The following is a 23230-nucleotide window of genomic DNA, read 5'->3' on the forward strand; positions in this document are numbered from 1 at the left end:
TTCTCGAACCCGTATCGAATTAAGCGCTCCCCCTTCCGGAAGGTCAATAGTCAAGCCATTTATTTAGTATTCACTTTGCATGCCACTGCGGATCCCTGGGAATCTTTAGATTTCCTTGATAAACCCTGGAATCCCTTGAGGAGCATCCTCGTACACAATTGAGACCCGGTCTGATCACCTACACCGAATCGGACGGTAACCCGCTCGACACAAAACAACCGGATACTTTCTGTAAACGACGACGACTGATACGCGAAATCGCGCATCCCGGTCACGGTCAGCTCAACCTGTCGACCTGCTCGCGCGCGCGTTCGGCCGCGGGCAGCCGCGCGGCCAGAATCAGGATCACCGCCATCATCACGACAACGAGGAGCAGGAGCGCGACGACACCGTGCCGGAAGCCGACGAGAAACGCGGTGCGCACCGCGCTCGCCAGTTGCCAGCCGAGTTGGTCGTCGACCGAGATCGCGGTCGCGACACTGCGGCCGAGTGGTTCACCGGTGACGGTGAGCCCGTCACGGGCGGCGACCTGGGCCGGTACCACGAATTTCGCCTTGTACCCCTCACCGACGAGGCCACTCACCATCGCGACCCCGAGCATGCTGCCCAGCTGCACGACCACCGACTGCGCCGCGAACGGGATGCCGTGGCGCGTGGCGGGCAGCGCCGCGCTGATGGCGCCGAGCGCGACGGTCATCACGATGGCGAGCCCGGCGTTGACCACCGTCGCCATCACCACGATCGGCACGAGTCCACCGTCGACATCGGCCAGCAAACCGACAGCGAGACCGTCGAGAACGGTCGTCAACCCGACGATCAGCGGCACGATCGAATTCGTGCGCCGGTAGAGCGCCGCGCCGGCCCACGCGCCGAAACCCGTCGCCGCGCAGGTCGGCCCGAAAATCGCGAAGCCGGCGAGGACCGGGTATTCGGTGCGTACCGCCTGCAGGTACTGGACGACGAGAAACACCATGCCGAACGTGGCGACAACCGCGGTGGCGAGTGCGAACATGGCCGGACGTACGCGCGGCTCGGCCCGCAACAGCCAGTCGTGCGGCAGTTCGACCGCGCGCCGCATCATGGTGGCGACCACCAGCAAGCCGGTGCTGGCGATCAACGTCACCAGCACCGCGGGCGAGGTCCAACCCCAGTCCGGCGCGGTGATGAAGCCGAGGGCGAGCAGTGCCGCACCGGCGACGGTCGCGATGACGCTGGGCCAGTCGACAACCGCGTCCGGGTCCGGCCGCGAGGCGGGAACGAGCACGATGATGCCGACGAACAACGCGATCGCGATCACCGATTCCACCGCGATCACCCGCGTCCACCACACGTGCCCGAGCAGCAACGCGCTGATCAGCGGCACCACCGTCACCCCGGCCGCGATCGCGGCGCCCCACAGCAGAATCGCTTGCGCCCGTTGCAAACCCGGGGCACTCGCCCGCAACAGCGTCGCCAACGCCGCGGGCACCATCGCGGCGGCGCTCACGCCCATCAGGATCCGGGCGATCATCAGCGGCAGCGAGGTCGTCTCGAGGGCCAGATGGGCGAATTGGCCGATCAGATATCCCAGGTAGCCGTAGGTGAGCAGCGGTTTCGGGCCGAAACGGTCGCACAGCACGCCGCCCAGCATCAGAAACGCCACGTGGGAGATCACATACGACTTCGGGATCCATAGCGAGAAGGCAAGGACATCGCGGTCACCGAGCTGCTGGAGCAACGTGGGCACCGCGATGGCGTGCATCGAGATGTCCTTGCTCACCAAGAATCCGGTCGCGCACACGATCAACAGGACCGGCCAGCGTCGACGTGGCAGCCCGACCTGGTTCGGCGCGGGTTCAGCCGGTGCGGACCTGGTCGAGCGGAGGCTCCGAACTGTCACTTGTACCCTTACTGGCCGCGCGGTTCCCCTGCGGAGCAGTTTCGGCCATCGGCGCCAATCCCGCCAATCGACGTGGCGCGAGCAGTTCGTCGACCTCGGCGCGGGTCAACACGCCTTCGGCTACCACCAGATCGGCCACGCTCGTCCCGGTGGCAAGGGCCTGTGCAGCGACTTTCGCGCACTCGGCATAGCCGAGCTCGGGTGCGAGCGCGGTGACGACACCGACCGATCGGCGCACGCCCTCGGCCAGATACTCACGGTTGGCGGTGATGCCCGACACGCAGGCCGTCGCGAGGGTATCGACGGCCGCGGTGAGGTGGGTCAGCGACTTCATGATGCTGTAGACGATGACCGGCTCGAAGGCGTTCAGTTGCAGCTGTCCGCCTTCCGCGGCCAGGGTGACGGTGAGGTCGTTGCCGATCACCTCGAAGGCGACCTGGTTCACCAGCTCGGGGATGACCGGGTTCACCTTGCCCGGCATGATCGACGAACCAGCTTGAGCGGTAGGCAGATTGATCTCACGCAGCCCGGCCTGCGGGCCGGAGGAGATGAGCCGCAGGTCGTTGCAGATCTTGGAGAGTTTGACCGCCACCCGCTTGAGGATTCCCGAAACCTGCACGAAGTCACCGCAGTCCTGCGTCGCCGCGATGGGATTGTCGGCGAGGGTGACCAGTTCACCGGTGATCTTGCGCAGATGGCGGCAGGCCAGCTCCGCGTAGTCGGGGTGGCCGTTGATGCCGGTGCCGATGGCGGTGCCGCCGATATTGCACTCGAGCAGCAGTAGCGTCCCCTCGGCGAGCCGGTCGCAGTCCTCGCGCACCATGGTGGCGTAGGTGCCGAATTCCTGGCCGAGGGTCATCGGCACCGCGTCCTGCAACTGGGTGCGTCCCATCTTGATGACGTCGGCGAATTCGATGGCCTTGCGGTCGAAGGCATCGGCGAGGCCGGCGAGCGCGGCGACGAGTTCGCGCAGGTAGCCGACCAGGCACAGCTTGATCGCGGTCGGGTAGACGTCGTTGGTCGACTGGCCGAGGTTGACGTGGGTGAGCGGGTGCAGTCGGTCGTAGTCGCCGCGCGCGAAACCGAGCAGCTCGAGGGCCCGGTTGGCGATTACCTCGTTGGCGTTCATGTTCGATGACGTGCCCGCGCCGCCCTGGATGGGATCGATGGGGAACTGGTCGAGCAACGCCCCGGCCCTGATCTCCGCGCACGCCGTGCTGATCGCGTCGGCGCGGCGCGGGTCGAGCAGTCCCAATTCCCGGTTGGCTCGGCACGCGGCCTGCTTCACCGCCGCCAATGCCGCGATGAGCAGCGGGAAATCGCCGATCGTGGCGCCGGTGACGTGGAAGTTCGCCAAGGCTCGCGCGGTGTGCACGCCGTAATAGGCGCTCATGGGCACGGCGAGGGCGCCGATCGAATCATGTTCCAGTCGGGACTCGGCCATCGATTGCGCGGTCGACATCAGCACTCCTTGCGATTGTCGTTTCGACGCCGGCGACAGCGCGCTCGGCGCCACGACGTCGAGACAGAGTGAAGCATCGGCGCGACAGTGCCGACGTCGCGAGAGAGCCTCGTGGACAAGGTGTTCATCTGGATGAACACCACCAACGCGGAAAGCACACTCACCTAACAAGGAATTAACGGAAAGTCGACAGCTAGTTGATTATCGCGCCGGTAAGCTCCGTTGCTCGACGACAAGTGAGGGCGAAACCATGGCTGAAACAATTGTTATTTCGCCGGGTGAAGTGCGCGCCGGCGGCAACGAACTACTCGCCGCGAAAGCCGACTTGGATGCCGTTCTGACCACCCTGCGAACGGTGGTCGCCGCCAACGGCACCGAAACCTGGGGTGATGATTCCTATGGTCGGCAATTCGCCGACGGGAAAACCGGGTATCGCAGCTCCCGGACGAACCTGCTCGACGGTATCCGTGAATTCGCGACCACGATCGGCGAGTTCGGGACCGGCTTGATCGGTGCGGCCGACCGAACCGATCGCACCGAGACCGGCAATACCGCGCGCTTCTGAGGCGCACCTGTGTCGCTGCACTGGCCGTCCGAGTTACGGCTGCTCACCTACGTCATCGGGCAGGTCTGGCCCGACGGCGACGAGGACAAGATGTTCGCCATGGCCCAGGGCTGGCTCGACGCCGCCGCTGTCATGGAGTCGAGCGTCGCTCCCGCGCTGCGCGCTGCCGAACAACAAGCACTGCGTGGCTATGTCAGTGGCAGCGGGCGCGCTTTCATCGCCACCGAACTCGACAAACTGGTGGTCGGCGAGCAGTCGATCGAGCAGCTGGCCGCCAACTTCCGCCAGATCGGTACGTCCACACGGCATGCGGCGACCACCATCGAAGAGACCAAGATCATGATCATCTTGTCGGTCACGATGCTTGCCGCGCAGATCGCCGGCGCGTGGTTGTGGCCGCCGACCGCGCCCGCGGTCGAGGCCGCGGCGATCGGTGCCACGCGCGCGACGGTGTACCGGGTGAGCAATCGCGCGCTCGCGGTCATCGGCGAGATCCCGCATCTGGGTGAGCAATTGGTGAAGGTACTGCGCTATCTACCACGGTTGTCCGATGAGCCGGGACGCGTCGCGCGCATTCTCGCCCAGCGACCGACCGCTGTGGCCGCCAGAGCGACTCCTGGTCTCTACGAGGGTTTCGTCGGCGCCGGACTACGCGGCACCACCGCGCGCGCGTTGGCCGAGCTGCCCGCCGACACCGTGAAGTTCTTGCTGGAGAAGGGCATCAACAACGTCATCGTCTCCGGCGGGCTCGACGTGATGGTCCAGGGCATTCAGCTGGCCGAGGGTCACCGCGACGAGTTCAACACCACCGAACTCGGAATGTCGATCGCGGCCTCGGTCGGCGGGTGGTACGCGGGCGCGCTCGTCGCGACCCATGTCGGCCGTTTCGGGGCCAAGTTCCTCACCGGGCTCGGCAAGGATCCCACGGCTGGGCTGTGGGGCGCCGGCCTCGGGATGGCGGCCGGCACCGTGCCGACCGTGGTATCCACCCTGGTCGGCGGTGGGATCGCGGCGGGCTTCACCGGGTCGTTCGATCCGACCGTCGGCTTGATCGGCGCATTGTCGGCCAACTCGATCATGGGTCTGCAACGCGGCTACATCGGCATGCGTGGACTCGAGCCGGCCGCGACACGCGGCGATGACGGGGTGATCATCGCGACCGACCGCGCCCTCGGCAGAACCCGGACGGACGGCGGCGCGGGCTCGGCCGACCAGCCCGATGGCAATGGCCGGCCGACCACGCTGGCCCAACCACCAGAGGCACCGACGAAGTCGACCTCGGAGTTGATCCAGGAGGTTCGCGCCCGCGACGTGTCGGGATATCGGGAGGCCCGCGACCGAGATCACGCGGCCATGCGATCGGATACCCCACCCGCGCAACCACGCGCGCACCGCGATGCCCATCTTGCCGAGCAGCGGAGCACGATCAGCGAATTGTCGCGCAGTCAGCGGGCCGTGCTCAACGCCGAGCTCGATCAGGTCCGGGCGCGCAGTAGAGCGACAACGCCCGACGACCCCGCATTGACCTTCGCCACTGAGCGACTCGGAGCGGCACAACTGGCCGACGCTCGTGTTCGCTCCGATGTCGAACGTGCCCTGTCTGATTCCGCCGCCCCGGCCCCGGTCTCCGCCTCGCGCGCCCGAACCGATGCCGAGGCGTCGGACACCATCGCATCGACCGAGCTGCCGCCACACCGACGGGCAGAGTCGGGCGAGGACCAGGCGATCACTCCCGCACCGCGACGTGACACCGACATGCCGGAGGACAGCGCGGACGTCGCCGGATCCGAAACCACACCGCCACAACGCGATAGAGCCAGCTCTTCGCACCACGAGTCGCACGCTCGACGCCGTTCCACCGACGACGGCTCCGCCGAACACGACTCGACCGGTGATCGTCGCCGCTCGACCGACGACGACTCGACTGCCGAATCCGCACCGCGTCGGAGCACTGCCGACGACTCCACCGACGCGCCGCTCTCGCGCGCAGCCGAGGCAGAACTCGCCAACGCCGACGGCCGCATCGCCGATCTCAAAGCCGCGCAAGTCAATTCGGCCCGAGCGCTGGACCAAGCCAACGCCCGAGGTCTCGAGCAGGCGACTACGCGCCGGGACCTGGCGCGTGCGGACTTGGCGCACGCCAAGCGCCTCAACGACGCCGACAACGAGATGCTCGTCCGGCGGCGCGGTGATGAAGAGTCCGCCCCGGACGAACTCAGGCCGACGATGCGTGCTGCCATCACCGACCTCGAACGCCAGATCGCCGCCCGTGACCGCCATATCGACGATACCGCCGCCCGCGTCGCGATCGCCGAGCAGCAGCTGAGCACTGTGCGCGCCCCGCTCGACCGGGCGGCCGACGAGCAGGACCGGGCGATGGCCGCGGCGCGCAAGGCCGTCGGCGACCTGCCGAGTCCGAGTCGCGGCGAAGGTGAACAGTTCACGAACCACGCCGCGCGACTGCGCGCGGAGCTCGACGAATTGACCACGACCCACGACAATTGGCGCATCGAATCCGGTGTCGCCCAACGCCGAATCGAGGCCGAACTGGCCGCGCTCGACGCGAGCTCGCGCACCGAACGAAGCATGATCGACGGCGGCTACATGAGCGGCAAACCACGCCCGCGCAAGCTCCCGCTCGACCACACCATGCCGGATCCGTTCAGCGCCCCGCTCCCACCGGCGGGTTTCGACTTCTGGCTGACAGGGGGCCCCGATGCACAACCCACTCCACTCCCCACCGACGACGAGCATCCAGACCCCGAGCCCGACCAACCGCCCGAACCCGACTGATGACCCGGACTTCGCCTTCACCTTGCGCGCGGAACCGGTCGCGACGGCCCCGTCCGATCCCCTCGCCGACGCGCACCGCACCGCGACCCGACTCGCCACGTCGATCACCGACATCGTGATCACCGCCGGTCCCCCACAGTGGCGTTCACTGCACATCAGCACCTCGGTCACCACCACCACGATCACCGCCGACGCGGTCTTCACCACTGCCGACAACCGGGCCTTCGAAGTCGAACTCCCTACCGAGGCAATCGAATTGATTCAGGTTCTGCGGCTGGCGACCATCGCTCTGCGGAACTATCCCTGGTGGTACGCGGCCATCGAACGCGACGACTCGGCCGCGATCACCTACGACTTCGGCTACGGCGAACATCCCTTCCCCCCCGAACGTCTACTTCCCGCCACGGCCTACCGCGCCGATCTCGCGGTCTACCCGCGTGAACGGCTGCCGGTCTGGTTGGCCGCCCACCTGGCCGTCGACGACGGGTGGCGAGTGGGACCGACCCTGGCCGCTGCCCGCGCCGACCCGGCGGCGGTCGCGACGGCGGTCCGGTTTCTCGCACCGACGACCCTTTTCGCACGATGGAGCGTCCTCGCGGCCGCCGCGGTCACCGTCGGAAGTATGTGGGGTCCACGGATTCTCGGATCATCCGCGGTTTTCGAAGCGTCCGACGGCGGGGGCGCGACGCTGTCGCTGCTGCCACGCGGGCGTGCGGTGCTCTCGGGCGGGCTGTGGAACGCGCGAGAACTCGACGACGCCTACCACAGCGGTGGTGCCATGCCCCGATTCTTCACCGGCGCCCCGGACTGGCTCGACCTGAGCGTGCTCAATCCACGCGCGCTCACCGGCGAGATGTCGTTCTGCTACTGGTGGGACGGGTCCGGGTGGGCGTGCGGCCAGTCGCCGGACCCCACGACCATCGGACCGGCGATTCCCGGTATGTGGACCCCGCGCACGGTCGTCGATATCGTGTGCGCCGTCCTCGGCCCGACGGCGGTCCGATCAGCGGTGGCGACGCTGGTCGAGGCGGCCGAGTCCGGCACGGTGACCCGCGAGATCGGTTGCGCCGCCTTCGACATCGCCCCCGATGCCGAGACCGACACCGCGTGGGGGCAGCTCGCGCTCGCCGGGGTCACCCGATGATTCGGCACCGATCCCGCACTAGCCCAACTGATCTCGCAGACCCTTGATCGTCGCGAGCAGGTCGTCCAGCGGCGGCGGCGCCTGCTCCTCGGGGATCACCGCGCCCATCAGCGCGGTCGACTTCGCGGCCACGTCGAGCACCGCCGTACGCGATGCCTCGGTGACCGCGGCCGCGATCTCGGCGAAACCGAGCGCGCCGATATCGCCGCCGAACTTGATGTCGACGGCGATCCCGTCGGCGTTCACCGTTACCCGAACCCGCCGACGACTCGCGGTGCCGACGCCGACGAGTTGGGTGCGTTCTTCCTGAATTCGGTTGAGGTCGGCCATCTTCGCTTGAAAGTCGGTGACCACCTTGGCGAAATCATCCACGCGCAGGCTCCTTTCGGCCCAGATCGAGGTCAGCGATCCAGAATTCGGTGGCGGTCGTCGGGTTGTTCGACGTTGGTCGACGGTGCGGTCAGCGGCGCGCGCAGTGGCTGTGGCATCTGCGCGCGGAAGGCGGCGAGGTCGGGGAACAGGTCGGTGATCTGCGGCAGGCTGTTCGCGCGCGTGGTCAGCGGCGCGAGCAACCGGGCCTTCTCGGTTTCGACCTCGGCGGCCGCTACCTGCGCGGCCTTCACCGTCGCTCTGGCGATCTGGCCGAAGCTCACACCGCGGAGTTCGTCGGCGTAGACCGTCTCGATGATCGACCCGGACGCGTTGACCGTCACCGTGATTCGGCCGTGTTCGGCCGAGGCGGTCGCGGTCAACGCCGCTACGGCACCACGTATTCCCGCCATTCGGCCGAGTGTCTCGGTGACCGAGTCGAAAAGGTCGGCCGTCTCGGCGGCCGCGCGGTTGTTCTCCGGCCGGATCATGACACGGCCACCTCGGCCAACGCCTGCGCGAGCCCGTCGGACTCGACGCGCAACCCGGCGTAGCGAGCCAGGTAGTCGACAACATCACCGGCCGGAAGCTGCCCGGCCAGGTCGGGTAACAACACCAGAAACCGCGTCGGGTACGGCTCGGGCTCACCGACGAGCGCGACCAGCTGACCATCGCGCATCCGCAGCACGAGCAGCGGCTGGTCGTCCTCGGCGACATCGGCGAAGGGCGCCTTCACCGCCCATTCCAGGTCGGTGATGGTGATGTCGACCCAGCCGATGGGTGTGCTCGCGCCCAGCGACGGCCACTGCCGTGGATCGATCGAGACGAGCGCCGGGTCGGGCCAGGGCCGGCGGCGGTCGAGTTCGGTGACGAGTCGGCCGAGGAAGTCGAGGATCGGCTCCTCGGTGAACCCGCCCGCGAGCTCGACGGTCGTGGCAGGCAGTGCGCCGGCGGCCACCGCGTGCGCCAGCGCGGGATAGAACTGCTCGACCGTCGCGGCGTAGCTGACCCGGTCGATCAGGTCGTCGGCCGCGTCGACGATCAGCTGCGGGTCGGCGAGGTCATCGACGTAGATCATCGACGCGCACAGTTGCACGACCAGCGTCGGCTCGGCTTCGGCGTCGGCGGGCTCGGCCGTCGTGGGTGCGGCCCCCTGCGCGAGCAACCCACCGAGTGAGAACGGCCGATCCGGCGCCTCGATGAGCGACGGGTCGGGATAGGGATCGCCGGTGTTCGGGCGATACCGCAGGTACAGCTCGGCTTCGGCGGCGCTGAGCTCGGCGACGAAACCGACCTCCCAGGCCAGGGCGGCCGCGATCTGGTCGGTCGAGAGCAGCCCGTCGGGCAGCACTTCGTCGGTGGCGAGGAACCGTGGTTCGACCGCCGCCGTGCTGCCGAGGCTGACATGGAGGTCGTTCGTGTCGGTCGCGCATCTACCGGTCGCGTCGACGGCGCCGGGGGCGATGGTCACACAGGTGCCGCCGATAGCGACCACCATGGTCCCGTCGGCGTGTTTGCCGAGTAGCCGTGGCATATCCGCTCCTTATCTCGGGTGAGGCGACCGTACTGATCCCGACCGGGACGGGCGAGTCGAGCCGGGATCGGCGCACCTGGCGTTCATCTGCCCGTCACCGGGCTCACGGGACATTGCCATCGGCACGCACGATGTCGCGGGCGATGAGCGCGGCAGATCGCTCCAGCATCGGCCCGGCCGGCAGCTGGCCGATGAACTGCCATGGCACGAGTTTGGGTTTGCCGAGCCCGAGCACGGTGGCCGTCGCGGTGTCGGGGATGCCGAAACGGACACCGGTATCGGTGACGTAGAACAGCGCATCCCGGCGCGTGCTGTCTGGCTCGATCCCGGTCGCCTGCACGAATTCGCCGGTGCCCGTGGGCAAATAGACCGATCGGGCGCCGTCACCGGAGACGGTGGCCACCGGCGCGGCGGCCGCGTCGAGCGGAAGTGCCCGTCCGACGAGCACATTCAGCCGCGCGGCCTGCGCCTCGCCGGTGCGCGACCAGGCCGCGCAGGCGATCGGGTCGGTGTCGGTGGACACCACGGTCGGGGTCTTGGCGGGAAACTGCCCGACCGGCAGCACATCGAGCACCGGCAAGCCTCCGATGGCGTCGGGCGCGACGAGCGGAATCACGGTGTGCCCCATCGAATCCGAACTTCGCAGCAGCTCAGCGGTGAACTCGCTGATCTTCTGCACCCCGTCGGCGAGCACGACATAGGACTGCGCCCCGCTCACCGTCTCGACCCGAAGCACGGTGCCGACAACGAAGTTCCCGTTACGCACCCGGCTCGGGCCGCCAGCGCCCGGCACGATCGGCACGGCCAGGTCGGGCACGGCGACCGTCGCGTTGAGCAGGCTCGTCCCGACCGGGCGTTGGCGGACGCCGCGCAGGCCGAGGGTGGCGACCATCGCATCGCTGTTCATGTCGACGCGGGCGCGTTTGCCCTCGTAGATCAGGTAGGTCGCGCCGTCCCTCGTCACCAGCAACGCCTCGTCGGCCGCCGCGGCACGGACCTGAGATCCCAAGCGTGGTGGGCCGTCGAGCACCGTTGTCCGCACGCCGTCGATCGAGTCCTCACACAGCGTCCACGCCGAACTGTCGCGATCGCGGGGACCCGGCAGCGCCGATGGCGCGCCGGGAATGCCGAGCAGCGGACCCCGTGGCATCGAGGTCAGCTTGGTGTCGGAGACCGAGGTCGGCGCCTCGTCACTCTGGGTGATCAGCCGCGCCGAGGCGAGATTCAGCACCGGATGCAGCGTCTTGTCGACAACGACGTAGACCGCGCCGCTGCCCGACCCGAGCAGAATCTTCGCGTCGCCGACCTGTCCCTGCGGACGCAGGAAGGCGAGCACCGCGCAGCCGGCGGTGACCAGGATCGCGAGCACGAACCCGGTCATCAGCGAACGGAATTGCACGCGCATCGGATCGTGCAACATGCGCACGTCGCGACGCACGAGCGCGTGCTCGAAACGCTGCAGCAAAAAGCGATAGCCGTTTACCTGAGCGCGGGTTGTCAATTGTGCGGGCATGAGCGATTCCTCTACGCGCGTGAACAGTGTGTGCGTGAACCCGCACATTCGATCGACCTGTGGGAGGCTACCGCACCACAAGGATGCGTGCGATTGGAGATGACCGAGAGTGAATAACGAGATACCGCCCATGATTCCACGCCTGCCATTAGCCGTTGTACTACCGGCAATGGGCGCAGGCACGATGGCCGCGACCGGGGCAATCAGTTTACGCGCACCGCTGTGGTCGGCCATTGCGCTCGGTATCGCGATCGCCGCGCTCGGTGCGACAAGAATTCACCAAACGAATATTTGGCGAATTCTCCACATGCGCATCGAACTCTGGTTGCGAAATCGCCGAGGTGCGCTACCGGCACCCCCGACCGAGCCGTTCGATATCGCCATTCCCGACTCGCCCGGCGCGCAGTGCGGCATGCGGTGGGACGGCACGCATCTGATCACCATGCTCGCGCTCGACCGGACAACGGTCACGCCGACGCTGCTCGCGACCAACGGGCCGAGCAACGGGGTCACGCTCTCACTCGCCGATGCCGCCGATTGCCTCGCCCAGTTCGATATCCGCCTCGCCGCTATCGACGTGGTCACCCTCGGGATGCGCACCAAGGGGCCCGACGATGTGGTCCGGCTCTACGAACGCCTGCTCGGTCCGCTGCCCGCTGCCGCGACTCAAACCGTGTGGCTCGTCCTGCGATTCGACCCACTCGACAATGTCGAGGCGATCGACATTCGCGGTAGCGGCCAGGAGGGCACGGTCCGGACCGCGCTTGTCGCGACCCGCCGGGTCGCCGCGCGTCTGGCGAGTCAGCGGGTGCGAGTCACCGCGTTGACCGCCGCCGAACTCACGGCGGCCGAGTCCGCGATGTTCCACGATATCGCGCCGCAAGAGTGGACCGAGGGCTGGCGGACGCTGCGGACAAACGGCTTCGAGCTCGCTGGTTTCGGTCTCGCCCCCGACCATCTCGACGCCACGGACCTCGGCGCGGTGTGGCGGTTGCCTGCCAAATCGGTACTCACCCGAGTTCGGCTCACGCCGACGGCGGCGACCGCACCCGGCTCGCGTGCGAGCTCGGTCGCGGTGTCGGCGCTCATCCGGCGGGACCTGGCCGGCACCGGCCATCACGATGACGACGGCACGCCCCGTGAGCTCGGCCTGCGCGCGCTGCGCGGCTGCCAGCGTCAGGTGCTGCTCGACGGCGGCCAGCTGGAAGCCGCGGATCTGCTGCGCACGACGCCGCAGCAACTGGCCGAGTTCACGGTCGCCGCGGCCGGGTCGGGTCAGGTCATCGGCGCGACGCGCGAGGGACTCGGTGTCGCGGTGCCGCTGTTCGGCCCCGGCATCCGGCGGGTGGAGATCGTCGGCGGCCGCCGTCTCGCCATGCTCATGGTGTTGCGCGCGGTCGCCGTCGGCGCCCAGGTGATCGTGCACAGCTCGCGACCGGCGGACTGGGCCTGCCTGGTCGACGCCGTCGGCACCCCCACCGCGCTCGCGGTCTCCTCACCGGGCAGCGCCCAGTACACCGCGGCGGCGACGATGATCGTCTACGACGGTGTCGCCTCGACCGGCCAGGTCTCCGACGCGACCGCCGTGCACGTGCGAGCGGCCATCGAGGCACCGTCGGCGCTACTCGGGGCCGACGTGGTCCTGCTCGAGGACCCGACCGACCCGACCACGGTTCGGGTGCGCACGCAGGGCGAGGAACTCACCGTCGCGGTCGTGTCGATCGCGGCCGAAGCCGCCTATCTGACTCCGGCCGAGACCCGAGCCGAAGCCGAAAGCGCGCCGGCGGAAAGCGAGCCGGTCTTGGCCGCCGTATAACAACGATATGGGCCCGTCGCCAAGTGGCGACGGGCCCATATAGTCTGCCGATCGACAGCTAGAGATAGAAGTCGTCGGCGACCGAGCCGTCGGTGGCCAGCGCGTGCGCGAGCGCCTTCTCGACGGCGCCCTTGAGGGATTTGAGTTGGATCAACAGGTCGGTCATATCCCCCATCAACTTGTCGTGTGTGTGCTTGAACGCGGCAGCGCCGCCGTCGGCGCCACCCTGCCAAGCGATGCCGGTCAGGGACTTTTCGGCGTCGGTGGCATTCTTCTGCTCCTCGGTGATATTGGCTTCGTACCGTCCGAGATCGATGATCAGGGCTTGGACGCCCGCGGGGTCATACAGCATGTACTCGTTCCTTTCTAGTTGTAGTTGGTGCTCAGCGTTGTGAAACCGTCCATGCTCTCGTCATCGGCGGCGGCGACCTTCTTCTCACCCGCGATCAGCGCTTCGGCGACAAGTCCGAGATCCTTGTTGATCTCGCGAATCCGATCTTGCAACCGATTGGCGGCCGCCTCGAACGCTTTCTGGGCGCTACCTTTCCACTTCGGCTTCGCATCCTCCACCGCGGCGAAAAGACCATCGACCGCCTTGTCGATCGGGGCTATCACCGCGGCGTATTCATTCGCGTGCTTCTGGAAAGTCGCGAAATCGAGATGCACAGCATCTTGACCGGACATCAGGGGTCCTTTCATCGAGGGATGTGACATTGCCGGAGCACAAACTCCGGACGTTATTGGGGGATAATTCAGCGATGAATCACGGCATCCACCGACCGGTGGGCAACGACTCGATCATCGCCGCGATCACCTGGACGAGGCGGCGGTCGCTGCCGGGAGCGAGGGTGGTCCACACGCGCCCGTCCTCGGCGATCCGGCCACCGGCGATCACGCGACCGGCCGCGGTGTCGTAGACGGCGGCGGTCGCGGGCGCCCGGCTCGCCCACGCCGTAGTTCCCTCGTCGTTGTGGTAGCAGACCAGTTCGCCGAGTGCGGTCGGTTCCCGTAGGGCGAGCCCGAGGGTGGTGGCGTCGCGTTCGCAGAGCCCGAGGTGGTAGGCCGCTTCGGCGTGGTCGATTGCCGGATCGTCGAAGCGGGTGCGTAGGTCGTCGGTCGGCGCGGTCAGTGTCGGCACATCGGCGGGCGGGCACCGACCGAGCACGCCGACCAGGGGTTTGGCGAGTTCGACCGGGTCCTCGTCGCCCCAGACCGAGCGCACATCGAGCCCGTCGCCCGCGCGGATCGCGATGGCGTGGGCGAACCCGCGCCGTGCCAGGCACACCCTGGTCATCGCGTTGCCGCGCCGCAGCCGCAGCACCAACGCGCGCTCGGGGCGAGCGAGCACGGCGAACGCGGCGGCCAGGCCGTCGTCGACGACGGTGTGTTCCTCATCGAGCACACCGTCGGCACGCAGGTCCGACAGCGTCGCCGCCCGTGCTGCCGTGAACAGGTCAGGTGTCCGGTGGGTGTTGCGAACGGCGAGCACTGGCGGAAGAACCTGCACGCCGAGGAGATTCGCGACGGTGAGTATGCCGTCGACGGTGAGCGTAGTCATGCGGCACCCGCACCATCGGACGGACCAGCCTCGGCGCGCACGCCACCGAGCACGGCGGGCGCGGTGGCGAAACCGGCTTCGACCACGATGTAGTTCGCCGATTCCTCGGGCTCCGCCGCGCTCGCACGTTGCCCGCTCGCGAACGGGGTCGACGACGAGGTCCCCGCCGGTGTGGTCGGCGGCGCGACCAGCGGCGGGGCGGCAGAGGCACCGGAAACAGCCGAACTGAGCTGTGGCGCAACGGTTGTCGCGATCGGCGCGGTCGAGGAAACGACCGGGGTCATGACCAGCGTTTCGGCCCCGACCACGGTCGTCGGAGTCGGGGCGGGCAGGTGCAGGTTCGACAGGTCGATGGTCGGCACCGACCCGGTCAGGGTCTCCGGTGCGACCGTCGCGGTCATCGGTTCGGGCGTTTGCGGCAGATCCGACGGCCGGGCGAATGCCTGCTCGGCGAGCAGCGCAGCCGCCGCTGAGACCATGGGCGCCGGATCCTGCTCCCACGGGGTGGCGAGTTGGGTACTCGCGGACTCGTAGGTGGCCATCACTCTGGCCGCGAGGTCGCCGAGCTCGTCGACCTGATGCTCGGCCTGATCGAGCATCCCGGCCAGCGGAGCGCCGAGCAACGTCCCGTTGACCAGTTCCTTCGCGGCGTCGATCGCGGCGGTCAGCTCGCCGAGGTGCGGCATCGCGAGGTGCGCGATCTCGTACGACACCGCCTGTTCGGCCGCGACTGCCGCGTTCTCGGTCGCCGCCGCGGTGATGTCGTCGAACCAGTCGGCGAGCAGCGCCAATTGGGCGAGCCCGTCAGCGTTTGACTCCGAGGCCCACGCGGTGCCGATCATGGTCAGCAGCGCACGGTACTCGGTGCCTGCCCCGGCGAGGCCGAGCGCGAGCGTGGAATACGCCACACCCGCCTCAGCCATCGGCCCCGGGCCGGGCCCGGTACTCAGCTCGGTCGCGAGTTGCTGCGGCGCAACGGCATTCCACATCGTGCCGGTGAACCCGGCTTGCGGCGGCTCGAGCATCTACATCAGCGATCGGAAGAGATCGCTGCCGTCATCCTCGGTGCTCTCGACCAAGACGGCGTGCGCGCGCAGGTTGGCCGCGACCTGACGCAGTTGCTCGATCCCGCCCGCGTAGGACTGCTGGAACGAGTCACCGACCGTGCCGATGGTCTGCGCGGTGGTCCGCGAGACCGGGTCGAGCGCGGCTGCGACCGGGCTCAGCGACGCGGTCCGCAGGCGCAGACTGCCCTCGAGTCCGTCGGCCAGCTGGTCGAGCCGGCCGGCGGCGGTCCTGGCCAGTTCGTGATCGATTTCGATGCGGCTCATGGAAAATCCTCCTAGAGGCTGAACTTGACGTCGTCGTTGGTCGGCCCGGCGCCGTCGCCGGTCGGGGTGACGCCGATGACCGGTGTCGAGGCGTCAGCGGGCAGTCCGCCGACCAGTTCGTCGACGTGGCGTGCGTCGACGAACTCCTCGTGCGAGCCGCCGGATCGGGTGCGATCGAGCCCGGCGAGCCCACCTGCTCCCGATCCGGGCAGCAGCGGCGGCAGCACTTCACCTACGGTCACCGCGGCGCCGGGGGCACCCCCGGCGCTGCCGAGGGTCGGCCCCGTGAGCACCCCGTCGACCTGCCACGCGCCGAGCGGTGTCGCGGCGGGCGTCACCGGCCCCGCACCGTACGTGGCGGTCGACAGTGGCTGTGCCGCAGTGGTTGTCAGATCGCTCTTCGGGGTTGTCGTCGCCGTCGGCTTCTCGGTGCCGGTCGTGGTCTGTGGGAGCACCTGGGTGCCGACCTGCCCGACGAGGGAGAGCAGCGGGGTGACCACCTGCTGCAGCCGGCTGAACACCTGCTGCAAGTCGACCTGGCCTGCTGTCGAAGTTGCTTGCGCCACCAGTGGTTCCGTCGCAGCGGTCGAGGCAGCTCGACTGACTGTCCCGGTCGTGGGCGAAGCGGTCGTCGCCACCGTGCGCGCGCTGTTCGCCACCTTGGGCACCTTCGGCTTCTTGACCGGTACCGGTTTGCCCGCCTCGGTCATCTCGGCCGTGTGCCCGACCAGTTGCGCTTTGGTCTGGGCGGTGATCGTCATCGCCTCGGTCCCCGCCTCGATCGCACTCGCCAGCAGTGCCGCCTGTCCGGGCGGGGTGACCAGCGTCGGCCCGAGCGCGACCGAGGTCATCGCGAATCGTGTTGCCACCACGGCCATTTGCGCATATCCCGTCGCGACGGTGCCTGCGGCGGCTGCCGTTGTCAGGTCGACGCGCATGGCTTGATCCGAGATCGTGGCCGAGGTCGCCATGGTCTCGGTCGCGGCACCGGCCGCGGCTTTCGCCCCGGCCGACTCCATCGACTGCAACAGCTGCAGCCCCGTCGACAGCAGCTGCATCGCGGTGCTCACCGAGTCGACAACGGTCTGCAAGACCGCCTGCGGGCTCACCGCGCCCGTCCCGTTCAGATTCCCGTCACCGAAGCCGCCGAACAGATCGGTCACCGGCTTGATCAGCGCGGCGGGGTCGAGCACGGGCAGCGGCGGCAACCCCGGCAGGGGCGGCAGGGCAGGCAGTTGCGGCAGGGGCGGCAACCCGATCCCCGCGAGTACCGCTTGCGGGGAGGTCACTTCGCTCGACCGAGCGGGGTGAACGACTCGGCGCTGTGCCGCTCGCTCGTCTCGTAGGCGTCGGCGGCCGCGTGCGCGGTGTGCCCGGTGGCGGCGAGGGTCTGCGCCAGGTCGATGACGGCGGTGAAGTGGTTGGCCTGGGCGAAGGCGAAACTGGTGAGGAACTCCTGGCCGATCAGCCCGAAAACCGGTACCGCGGCCGCGATTACCGCGACCTGGTCGGCCACCCCCGCAGCGGCGATCGCCACCGCGCTCGCTTCGGACAGCTCGCCGTACTGACGGAATGTCTGCGGCTCCACATGGACTACGTTCATCGCGGCACCCTCCTCGGGCTGATGATCTGCGAACTCGAAAACAGTGGGTTCGAGCAGGAAATCTAGTGAGAAACACGCCTGCGGCAACCGCTCGGATCGCGCGAACCCAGCTGTTCACGTGCGCGTTATTCGTTCATCTCGGCGTTGAATTCGGTGACCAACGCAGCGCGTCCGGCGAGCGCTCGCCGCGCGGCGAGCGCGGCGGTTTCGACGAGAGCACGCCCGAATTCGTCCGGGGTCATCTCCGAAATCGCCTGTGTGAGTGCGATATCGAGCAGTTTCGCGCCCGCGTCGACGGTGATGGTGATCGCGCCGCTCGCGTCGGTGTGCGTGACACGCAACGCGGTGAGCGAGTCCTCGAGCCGACGCAGGGTATCGAGGCGGGCGCGCGCGGTCTCGTGCAGTGTCTCGAAATCAGTCGACATCTGTCCTATGCCCGATCCAGCCAGCTGCGCGGCTCATAGTCGTGGTCGGCCTCGTAGCCGAGTTCGGCTTGTTCGACCTGCGCCAAGACCGGAAGTCCGAGCAGATCGAGCGCGTCCGGCGGCACGCCGAGGTCGGCCAGGTAGGCCCGTCGACGCAGACCGGCGCGGTCGGCGGCCTGCCTGCACAGCACAAGCAGGTCGGCGGCGAGGTCGGCGGGGCTGCGCCGGAGCTGATCGGCGTGCACCCGTACCGACAGCGGTAGGCCGGAGTCTGTGGTACGCACCGTGATCGCGCCGCCGCGCAGTGCCGCCTCATCGACGGTGTAGGCGTCGAACCGACCTTCGACGAACTCGCCTTCGTCGGTCTCGCCCGCAGGACCGGCCGAGTCCGTACCGGTCTCCGGCGGCTCCGGATCATCGGTGGCGAATCCGTCGAAGGGCAGCCACGCGTCCCACGCATCCGGTTCGATGTCGCGGTCATACATAGCGTTCGTCCTCCAAGGTCTGCTCGACCGTCGCGATATCGGCGCCGATCAACTCGGCCAGGTGCGCGCGGTCGACCGGGGTGGCGATCTGCTCGTCGTCGGTCAGGATCGCGTAGCGTCCGTCGTCGACCAGATCCCGCCAGTCGATCCGATAGGGACGCACTCCGCGCGGCCCGAAAATCGAAGCACCGAGCCGGGTTTCGATCATGCCGAGGCACTCCACCGGTTGGCTCAACCAGGTCGCGCTCGCCCGCTCGCCATCCAGCTCGCTGTCGTAGACCCGTGACGCTCGATAGGGCGAGTCGGTGCCGTCCGCCCGCCCGGCGGTACTCAGCACCAACCGGGGTCCGCGCCCGGCCGCGCAGAACGGCAGCGCCCCGACGACGGCGGCGGCCAGCCGCGTGCCCGACCCCGAGCTGACCGTGAAACCACCACTGTGCCAGATAGTTTCGCCCGGCAGTTGGCGGATCAGGGTCGCGCCCTCGCCCTGTCTCGCTGCGATGACGCGCACCCGCCGCAGCGGGTCGCCCGCATCGCGTGGATCGAACGCCTCCGCCGTGACGACCACGTCGGCGTTGGCGACCCGGTTCAGCGCGGCGTACAGCGCACCGTCGCCGGTCTCGGCGAGCACGTCGAGCGCGGCGAGCGCCAGGCGCTGCCACCCATCGGCGTCCTCGCCGCGATGGAGCGCGAACAACGGGAGCGGCAATCGGTCCTTGAACAACGAGTCCCACGCGGCGATCAGTTCGACATCGGTGAGGTGCCAGGTGCGGCTCATCGGTCGAGCACCGGCCGCACACTGCGCTCGGGCACGCCGAGCGCCTCATCGAGATGCTCGGTCGAGTTCAGGTACTCCTCACGCTTCTTCTCACGTTCGTCACCATTGCCGGCCCGACCGGGCACCCCGCCGAAGGGCATGCCCGATCCGAATCCGCCGGACGGGCCCGCTCGACCGACGAATCGTTCCTCCGGTATGGCGGCTACCCGGGGAAAGAGCTTGGGCTCGATAGTGCCCAGCTTGGAGACCACGCCGCCGCGCAGTCCCCCGCTGCCACCACCGCGCAGTATCGGCGCCCCACCGCTCGGCGGCAGCATCGCATTCGTCAACAATGGTGTGCCGAGCGGTGTTTCGGTCTCGGTGCTCGCCAGGGTGTTCAGTGGATTCATCTCCTGGTTCAGCAGCTCCGACAGGCTCGGTGTCGACTCCGGTGTCGTGGTTTCCGGGCTTGTGCTCTCCCCCGGCGTCTCGCCGGTCACCGGCGACTGATTGCCCGATGGGACATCGCCGTCACCGCTGCGCGGTTGACTGATCGGGGTGTCCTCGCCCCCGGAACCAGACGATGTGCCACCACCACCGCCGCCGGACGAGGTCTCGTCCCCGCCCTCCTCGTGCGTCTCGTTCGACGGCAGGTCTTCCGGCGGATCGTTGGATTCGATGGGCGGCGGGTTGATCGCGGCCGGCACCGGGAGCTTGACGATGCGCGTCGTTGTCGTCACGTAGTTGTTGGAGTAGTAGGTCTGGAAGTTCTCCTGATACCGCGTCAGGTTGACACTGTTGAGCATCTGCGCGGTGATGCTCGTCCCCGGCGGCGGCTGGGGGGTCGGCGGCATGGCGTTGGTCTTGGTCTGCTGCAGCCAGCCCGAGGTGAAGAGCAGCGCGTCGCTCATCAGCCTCATGTCCGTTGTCAGTTGCTGGGAAACGGTGACGTAATTGTTGGTCGCGGCGATCGCCCGCTCCGCGCCGGCACCCTTCCACTCGTTCGACACCGAGTTGATGCTGGTCCGCAAGGTCGTGAAGCCGGTGTCCAAATGCGTGGCAAGCCACGACCACACGCTCGCGGCGGCCGCGACGGCGGGCGCGTCGATCCCGTTGCAGACCACCCACAGCGTCTCCCAGCTCAGTTGCGCGCCGAGCTCTGGACCGAAGCTGAATGCGTCGTATTCGGTGCCGGGCGGCGGCGCGGTCGGCGCGGTCGGCACTGTCAGCACGGGCGGAACACCTTTTGGCAGTGTGCCTTTGGGATCATCGAAGGAGATCTCGTCGAAGCTGACCTCCGAATCGTGCTCGGTGCGCTGATACTTCTGGCCCGCGGCGACGAAGGTCTCGCCCATCACGGTGAGAATGTCGCGGTGGCTGTTCACTCGATCGAGCAGTTGGGTGCCGAACTTCACGTTGAAGATCGTCCACATCAACTGACCCGAAACACTCGCCGCCACCGGCGGACTCGCGACGCCGACGTTCTGATGAATCCAATCCTGCGCGCCGACGACGAGTTCGAGCATGGTCTCGACATGGCCTGCGGCCCGCTGCGCGGCCCCCGGTTCCAGCAGCAACAGGCCGTTGCCCGCCGCTTTCGGCAAGTCGGTCCACAGCGACCCGCCGGGACCGTTCTCGTCAGCTGCCATTGCCACTCCCGTGTTGGTGAGAAACCTCGCGCCTCAGCGCAATTGGTCCCGGAGAAGATTCAGCTCGGCCACCATCGCGGCCGGGCCCTCGTAGTGCGGCCGGTCATCGCGGCCGGTGCCGTAGAGCGCGGCGACCTTGCGCGCGACCGCGGCGACCGCGACCCGTGAGCACTCGACGATCACCTCGGCGAGCTCGTCGTAGTCGAGATCGCCGACATTGCCGGAAAGGCGCAGGTCGATCATCACCCCGTCTGCGTTGACCGCGACCGTCACCCGGCCACCCTCGGCCGCGCCGACCGCGTAGAGCAGAGCGCGTTGCTGTTGCAGCTCGATGAGTTCCACCGTTTCCGGGTCGTCGTGACCGGGCACGGGGTCCGGGCGCGGATCGCGCTCGTCGGGCGGGGTGAGCAGGGCCCGCGGCGGCGGTGGCAGTTCGTCCTGCGGTGGCAGCCAGTCGACCAGATCACTGAGTTTGGGCAGGCGCGCGTGCAGCGAGCGCAGTGGCGCGAGCAGCTCATCGGCTCGGTCGCGGACCTGCTCGGCGGCCTGCTGAGCCGCGCGCACCGTGGACCTCGCCAGCTGCCCGTAGCTCAGTTCGTCGATGTCGTCGGCGAATTCGATACGATCGACCGCGCCCGACGCGTCGGCGACGACGGTGATCCGCTCGCCCTCGACCGACACCGTCGCGGTCAACTGCCGCTGGTGGATCTGGGCGGCGGCGATGCCACTGATCAGCTCGACCACCTCGTCGAGCACCTGCGTGGCCTCGCCGCGTAGCCGATCACCGGCCGCGCCGCGCTCATTCCCCGTCGTCATACACGCTCCCCCGGACAAATCCGGTGCGCGCCTCATCGCCACGCACCAACAGCACTTCACCGATCTGCCGTTCTATCGCCTTGGCCAGTCCGGCGGCATCGGTGGCGACAGCGGCTACCGGCGGACCGATGTCGATCAGATATCGACCGTCGTCGACGTGGTCCTCCCAGAACACCGTCTTGCGCACCTGGCCACGCGGCCCGAACGCGGAGTGGCCGTGCGTGATCAGAATCCGGCCGACCGTCGCCTTGGGGGCGCGCTGCCAGTGACGACCGAGTACCTCGTGGTCGCCCTCGCCCGCGTCGTAGAGGGTGCTTCGCCCGTGCCAGTGGTCGAACTCGGCTGTGCTGTCGTGGCTCGGCAGCACGACGCGACCCCGGCTGCCTGCCGCCACGTCGGGCAGCTCGGCCACGAGCAGCGCGGCGAGGGCGCTCGCGTCGCATTCGGTCAGGACGAGCTGATCGTGACTGTCGCGGGTCGTGGTGTGATGCCCTCGCATGACCAGGGCCCGATCACCGAAACGCTTGGCCGTCAGCGTGATATCCCTACTGAAGTCCGTGGGATCCCGCTTGTCGCGACCGAGCACGGCGATCCGCACGTCGGCGGTGAGTGCCTTGGTCAGTACCTCGGCGAGCGCGGGGTCCCAGTCGGCCCGCAGCTCGCCCCACACTCGTGCCTTGACGAACTCGTACTCGTAGGCGCGTCGAACTTCCGATCGAAAAATGAAGGGCCAGTTGCCGTTTCGATCGAGCAATCGCTGCCGCAGGACGCGGTACTCGAGGCCGGTGAGGTGCCATGTCTTGTCCATCAACGCTGTTCCTCCACAGTGACCTGGCGCCCGAGGGGAACGCTCGGCGTCGGCTCGACCTCGGTGCGCAGTTGGGCGGTGGTGAACACCGGCTCACCCGCGCCTCGATCGCCCTCGGGGAGCAACGCCCGAATCATCGGTTCCAGCACGGGAATCGGGCCGGTTGCTCCCGGCGGGAGCAACGCGAGCTCGAGCTCGCCGATGTCCTCGCCGATCTGTTCGGCGGCGGCCGCGATCGCGTCCTTCACTGTCATCGAGCCGTTCTCGACGGCCTTGGCCAGGGCTTGCAGACCAGGGCCGAGCTGGGCGATCAGCTGATTGCCCAGCTGGACCAGACTCGGCAAGCCGGACGAGATCAGTTGCAGGACTTCGGAGAACAGGCTGAGTAGATCGGTTCCGGTCGATCCGCTGCCACCACTCGACCCGGTGGAACCACTCGCCCCGGTCCCCGGACCGGTCGGTCCGCTTGCTTGTCCCGGGCTGCCGGACGACGTGCCGGTACCGCCGCTCTTCTTCTCGTCCTTCTTGTCGTCGTCTTTCTTGCCGCTGTCCTTGCTGCCGCCGCCTGATCCTTGGCCTCCGCCGGATCCTTGGCCTCCGCCGGAACCTGATCCGCCGGAACCGCTTCCGCTTCCGCTTCCGCTGCCGCTTCCGCTGCCGCTGCCGCTGCCGCTGCCGGAGCCACCGCTGCCGCCGGAGCTGCTGCCGCTGCCTCCGCTGCTG

The 23230-nt window shown here is 68.2% G+C and carries 24 protein-coding genes; 4 read left to right on the top strand and 20 right to left on the bottom strand.

The window, feature by feature from the left end:
* Positions 1-277: 277 nt before the first annotated feature.
* Both NA12_RS07145 and NA12_RS07150 read right to left on the bottom strand, forming a co-directional pair.
* Positions 278-1879, bottom strand: coding sequence for an MFS transporter (locus NA12_RS07145; protein WP_132369911.1), 1602 nt, complete (start codon positions 1877-1879; stop codon positions 278-280).
* The gene (locus tag NA12_RS07150; RefSeq protein WP_243654938.1) at positions 1836-3341 is read right to left on the bottom strand and encodes an aspartate ammonia-lyase; all 1506 of its coding nucleotides are present in this window, start codon (positions 3339-3341) and stop codon (positions 1836-1838) included. The genes NA12_RS07145 and NA12_RS07150 overlap by 44 nt, the downstream gene beginning before the upstream one ends.
* 250 nt (positions 3342-3591) lie before the next feature.
* Here NA12_RS07150 and NA12_RS07155 point away from each other — a divergent pair, with 250 nt between their 5' ends.
* The 3 genes from NA12_RS07155 to NA12_RS07165 are packed head-to-tail and all read left to right on the top strand — an operon-like array spanning position 3592 to position 7843.
* Positions 3592-3906 (top strand): hypothetical protein, encoded by a 315-nt coding sequence (locus tag NA12_RS07155; protein ID WP_132369913.1) that lies wholly within the window; start codon positions 3592-3594, stop codon positions 3904-3906.
* Positions 3907-3915: 9 nt separating this feature from the next.
* Complete coding sequence (locus tag NA12_RS07160) at positions 3916-6699, top strand: WXG100-like domain-containing protein (RefSeq protein WP_067447239.1); 2784 nt, start codon at positions 3916-3918, stop codon at positions 6697-6699.
* Complete coding sequence (locus tag NA12_RS07165) at positions 6623-7843, top strand: hypothetical protein (RefSeq protein ID WP_067447240.1); 1221 nt, start codon at positions 6623-6625, stop codon at positions 7841-7843. Before NA12_RS07160 ends, NA12_RS07165 begins: the two co-directional genes overlap by 77 nt.
* Positions 7844-7861: 18 nt before the next feature.
* On the opposite strand, the gene NA12_RS07170 is transcribed toward NA12_RS07165, so the two are convergent.
* The 4 genes from NA12_RS07170 to eccB form a co-directional block, all read right to left on the bottom strand.
* Positions 7862-8215: a YbaB/EbfC family nucleoid-associated protein gene (locus NA12_RS07170; RefSeq protein WP_067447242.1), complete on the bottom strand. Its 354-nt coding sequence runs from the start codon at positions 8213-8215 to the stop codon at positions 7862-7864.
* A gap of 29 nt (positions 8216-8244) precedes the next feature.
* Positions 8245-8703 carry a YbaB/EbfC family nucleoid-associated protein gene (locus tag NA12_RS07175; protein WP_067447244.1) on the bottom strand — a complete coding sequence of 153 codons (459 nt, stop codon included), beginning with the start codon at positions 8701-8703 and terminating at the stop codon, positions 8245-8247.
* The gene (locus tag NA12_RS07180; protein WP_067447248.1) at positions 8700-9746 is read right to left on the bottom strand and encodes a hypothetical protein; all 1047 of its coding nucleotides are present in this window, start codon (positions 9744-9746) and stop codon (positions 8700-8702) included. The genes NA12_RS07175 and NA12_RS07180 overlap by 4 nt, the downstream gene beginning before the upstream one ends.
* 103 nt (positions 9747-9849) lie before the next feature.
* Complete coding sequence (eccB, locus tag NA12_RS07185; RefSeq protein ID WP_067447651.1) at positions 9850-11259, bottom strand: type VII secretion protein EccB; 1410 nt, start codon at positions 11257-11259, stop codon at positions 9850-9852.
* 130 nt (positions 11260-11389) lie between these two features.
* Between eccB and eccE the strand changes: the two genes are divergently transcribed.
* Positions 11390-13075, top strand: coding sequence for a type VII secretion protein EccE (eccE, locus tag NA12_RS07190; RefSeq protein WP_084472423.1), 1686 nt, complete (start codon positions 11390-11392; stop codon positions 13073-13075).
* Positions 13076-13133: 58 nt separating this feature from the next.
* On the opposite strand, the gene NA12_RS07195 is transcribed toward eccE, so the two are convergent.
* The 14 genes from NA12_RS07195 to NA12_RS34315 all read right to left on the bottom strand — a co-directional run.
* Entirely contained in the window at positions 13134-13427 is a 294-nt protein-coding gene (locus NA12_RS07195) for a hypothetical protein (RefSeq protein WP_067447252.1), read from the bottom strand.
* Between the two features lie 14 nt (positions 13428-13441).
* On the bottom strand, positions 13442-13759 hold the full coding sequence (locus tag NA12_RS07200) for a WXG100 family type VII secretion target (RefSeq protein ID WP_067447254.1): 318 nt from the start codon (positions 13757-13759) through the stop codon (positions 13442-13444).
* A gap of 79 nt (positions 13760-13838) precedes the next feature.
* Positions 13839-14633, bottom strand: coding sequence for an ESX secretion-associated protein EspG (locus NA12_RS07205; protein WP_067447256.1), 795 nt, complete (start codon positions 14631-14633; stop codon positions 13839-13841).
* Complete coding sequence (locus NA12_RS07210; RefSeq protein WP_067447260.1) at positions 14630-15658, bottom strand: PPE domain-containing protein; 1029 nt, start codon at positions 15656-15658, stop codon at positions 14630-14632. Before NA12_RS07210 ends, NA12_RS07205 begins: the two co-directional genes overlap by 4 nt.
* Positions 15659-15964 carry a PE family protein gene (locus NA12_RS07215; protein ID WP_067447262.1) on the bottom strand — a complete coding sequence of 102 codons (306 nt, stop codon included), beginning with the start codon at positions 15962-15964 and terminating at the stop codon, positions 15659-15661.
* Positions 15965-15975: 11 nt separating this feature from the next.
* Entirely contained in the window at positions 15976-17253 is a 1278-nt protein-coding gene (locus NA12_RS07220; protein ID WP_067447264.1) for a hypothetical protein, read from the bottom strand.
* The gene (locus NA12_RS07225; RefSeq protein ID WP_067447653.1) at positions 17250-17567 is read right to left on the bottom strand and encodes a type VII secretion target; all 318 of its coding nucleotides are present in this window, start codon (positions 17565-17567) and stop codon (positions 17250-17252) included. The genes NA12_RS07220 and NA12_RS07225 overlap by 4 nt, the downstream gene beginning before the upstream one ends.
* Before the next feature lie 125 nt (positions 17568-17692).
* On the bottom strand, positions 17693-17992 hold the full coding sequence (locus NA12_RS07230) for a YbaB/EbfC family nucleoid-associated protein (RefSeq protein ID WP_067447266.1): 300 nt from the start codon (positions 17990-17992) through the stop codon (positions 17693-17695).
* 5 nt (positions 17993-17997) lie between these two features.
* Entirely contained in the window at positions 17998-18477 is a 480-nt protein-coding gene (locus tag NA12_RS34585; protein ID WP_243654939.1) for a hypothetical protein, read from the bottom strand.
* Positions 18470-19255, bottom strand: a complete 786-nt coding sequence (locus NA12_RS07240) for an ESX secretion-associated protein EspG (RefSeq protein WP_067447268.1) — start codon at positions 19253-19255, stop codon at positions 18470-18472. Before NA12_RS07240 ends, NA12_RS34585 begins: the two co-directional genes overlap by 8 nt.
* Positions 19252-20883, bottom strand: coding sequence for a hypothetical protein (locus NA12_RS07245; RefSeq protein WP_067447270.1), 1632 nt, complete (start codon positions 20881-20883; stop codon positions 19252-19254). Before NA12_RS07245 ends, NA12_RS07240 begins: the two co-directional genes overlap by 4 nt.
* Positions 20884-20916: 33 nt before the next feature.
* On the bottom strand, positions 20917-21699 hold the full coding sequence (locus NA12_RS07250) for a YbaB/EbfC family nucleoid-associated protein (protein WP_067447272.1): 783 nt from the start codon (positions 21697-21699) through the stop codon (positions 20917-20919).
* Positions 21683-22507 (bottom strand): ESX secretion-associated protein EspG, encoded by an 825-nt coding sequence (locus tag NA12_RS07255; RefSeq protein WP_067447274.1) that lies wholly within the window; start codon positions 22505-22507, stop codon positions 21683-21685. The genes NA12_RS07250 and NA12_RS07255 overlap by 17 nt, the downstream gene beginning before the upstream one ends.
* Positions 22507-23230, bottom strand: a 724-nt coding sequence (locus NA12_RS34315) for a hypothetical protein (RefSeq protein WP_176579730.1), incomplete at its 5' end; no start/stop codon positions are given. The genes NA12_RS07255 and NA12_RS34315, both read right to left, overlap by 1 nt.

Origin of the sequence: Nocardia alba NBRC 108234, from assembly GCF_001612665.1 — a bacterium.
In the GTDB taxonomy this organism is placed as follows: Bacteria; Actinomycetota; Actinomycetes; order Mycobacteriales; family Mycobacteriaceae; genus Nocardia; species Nocardia alba.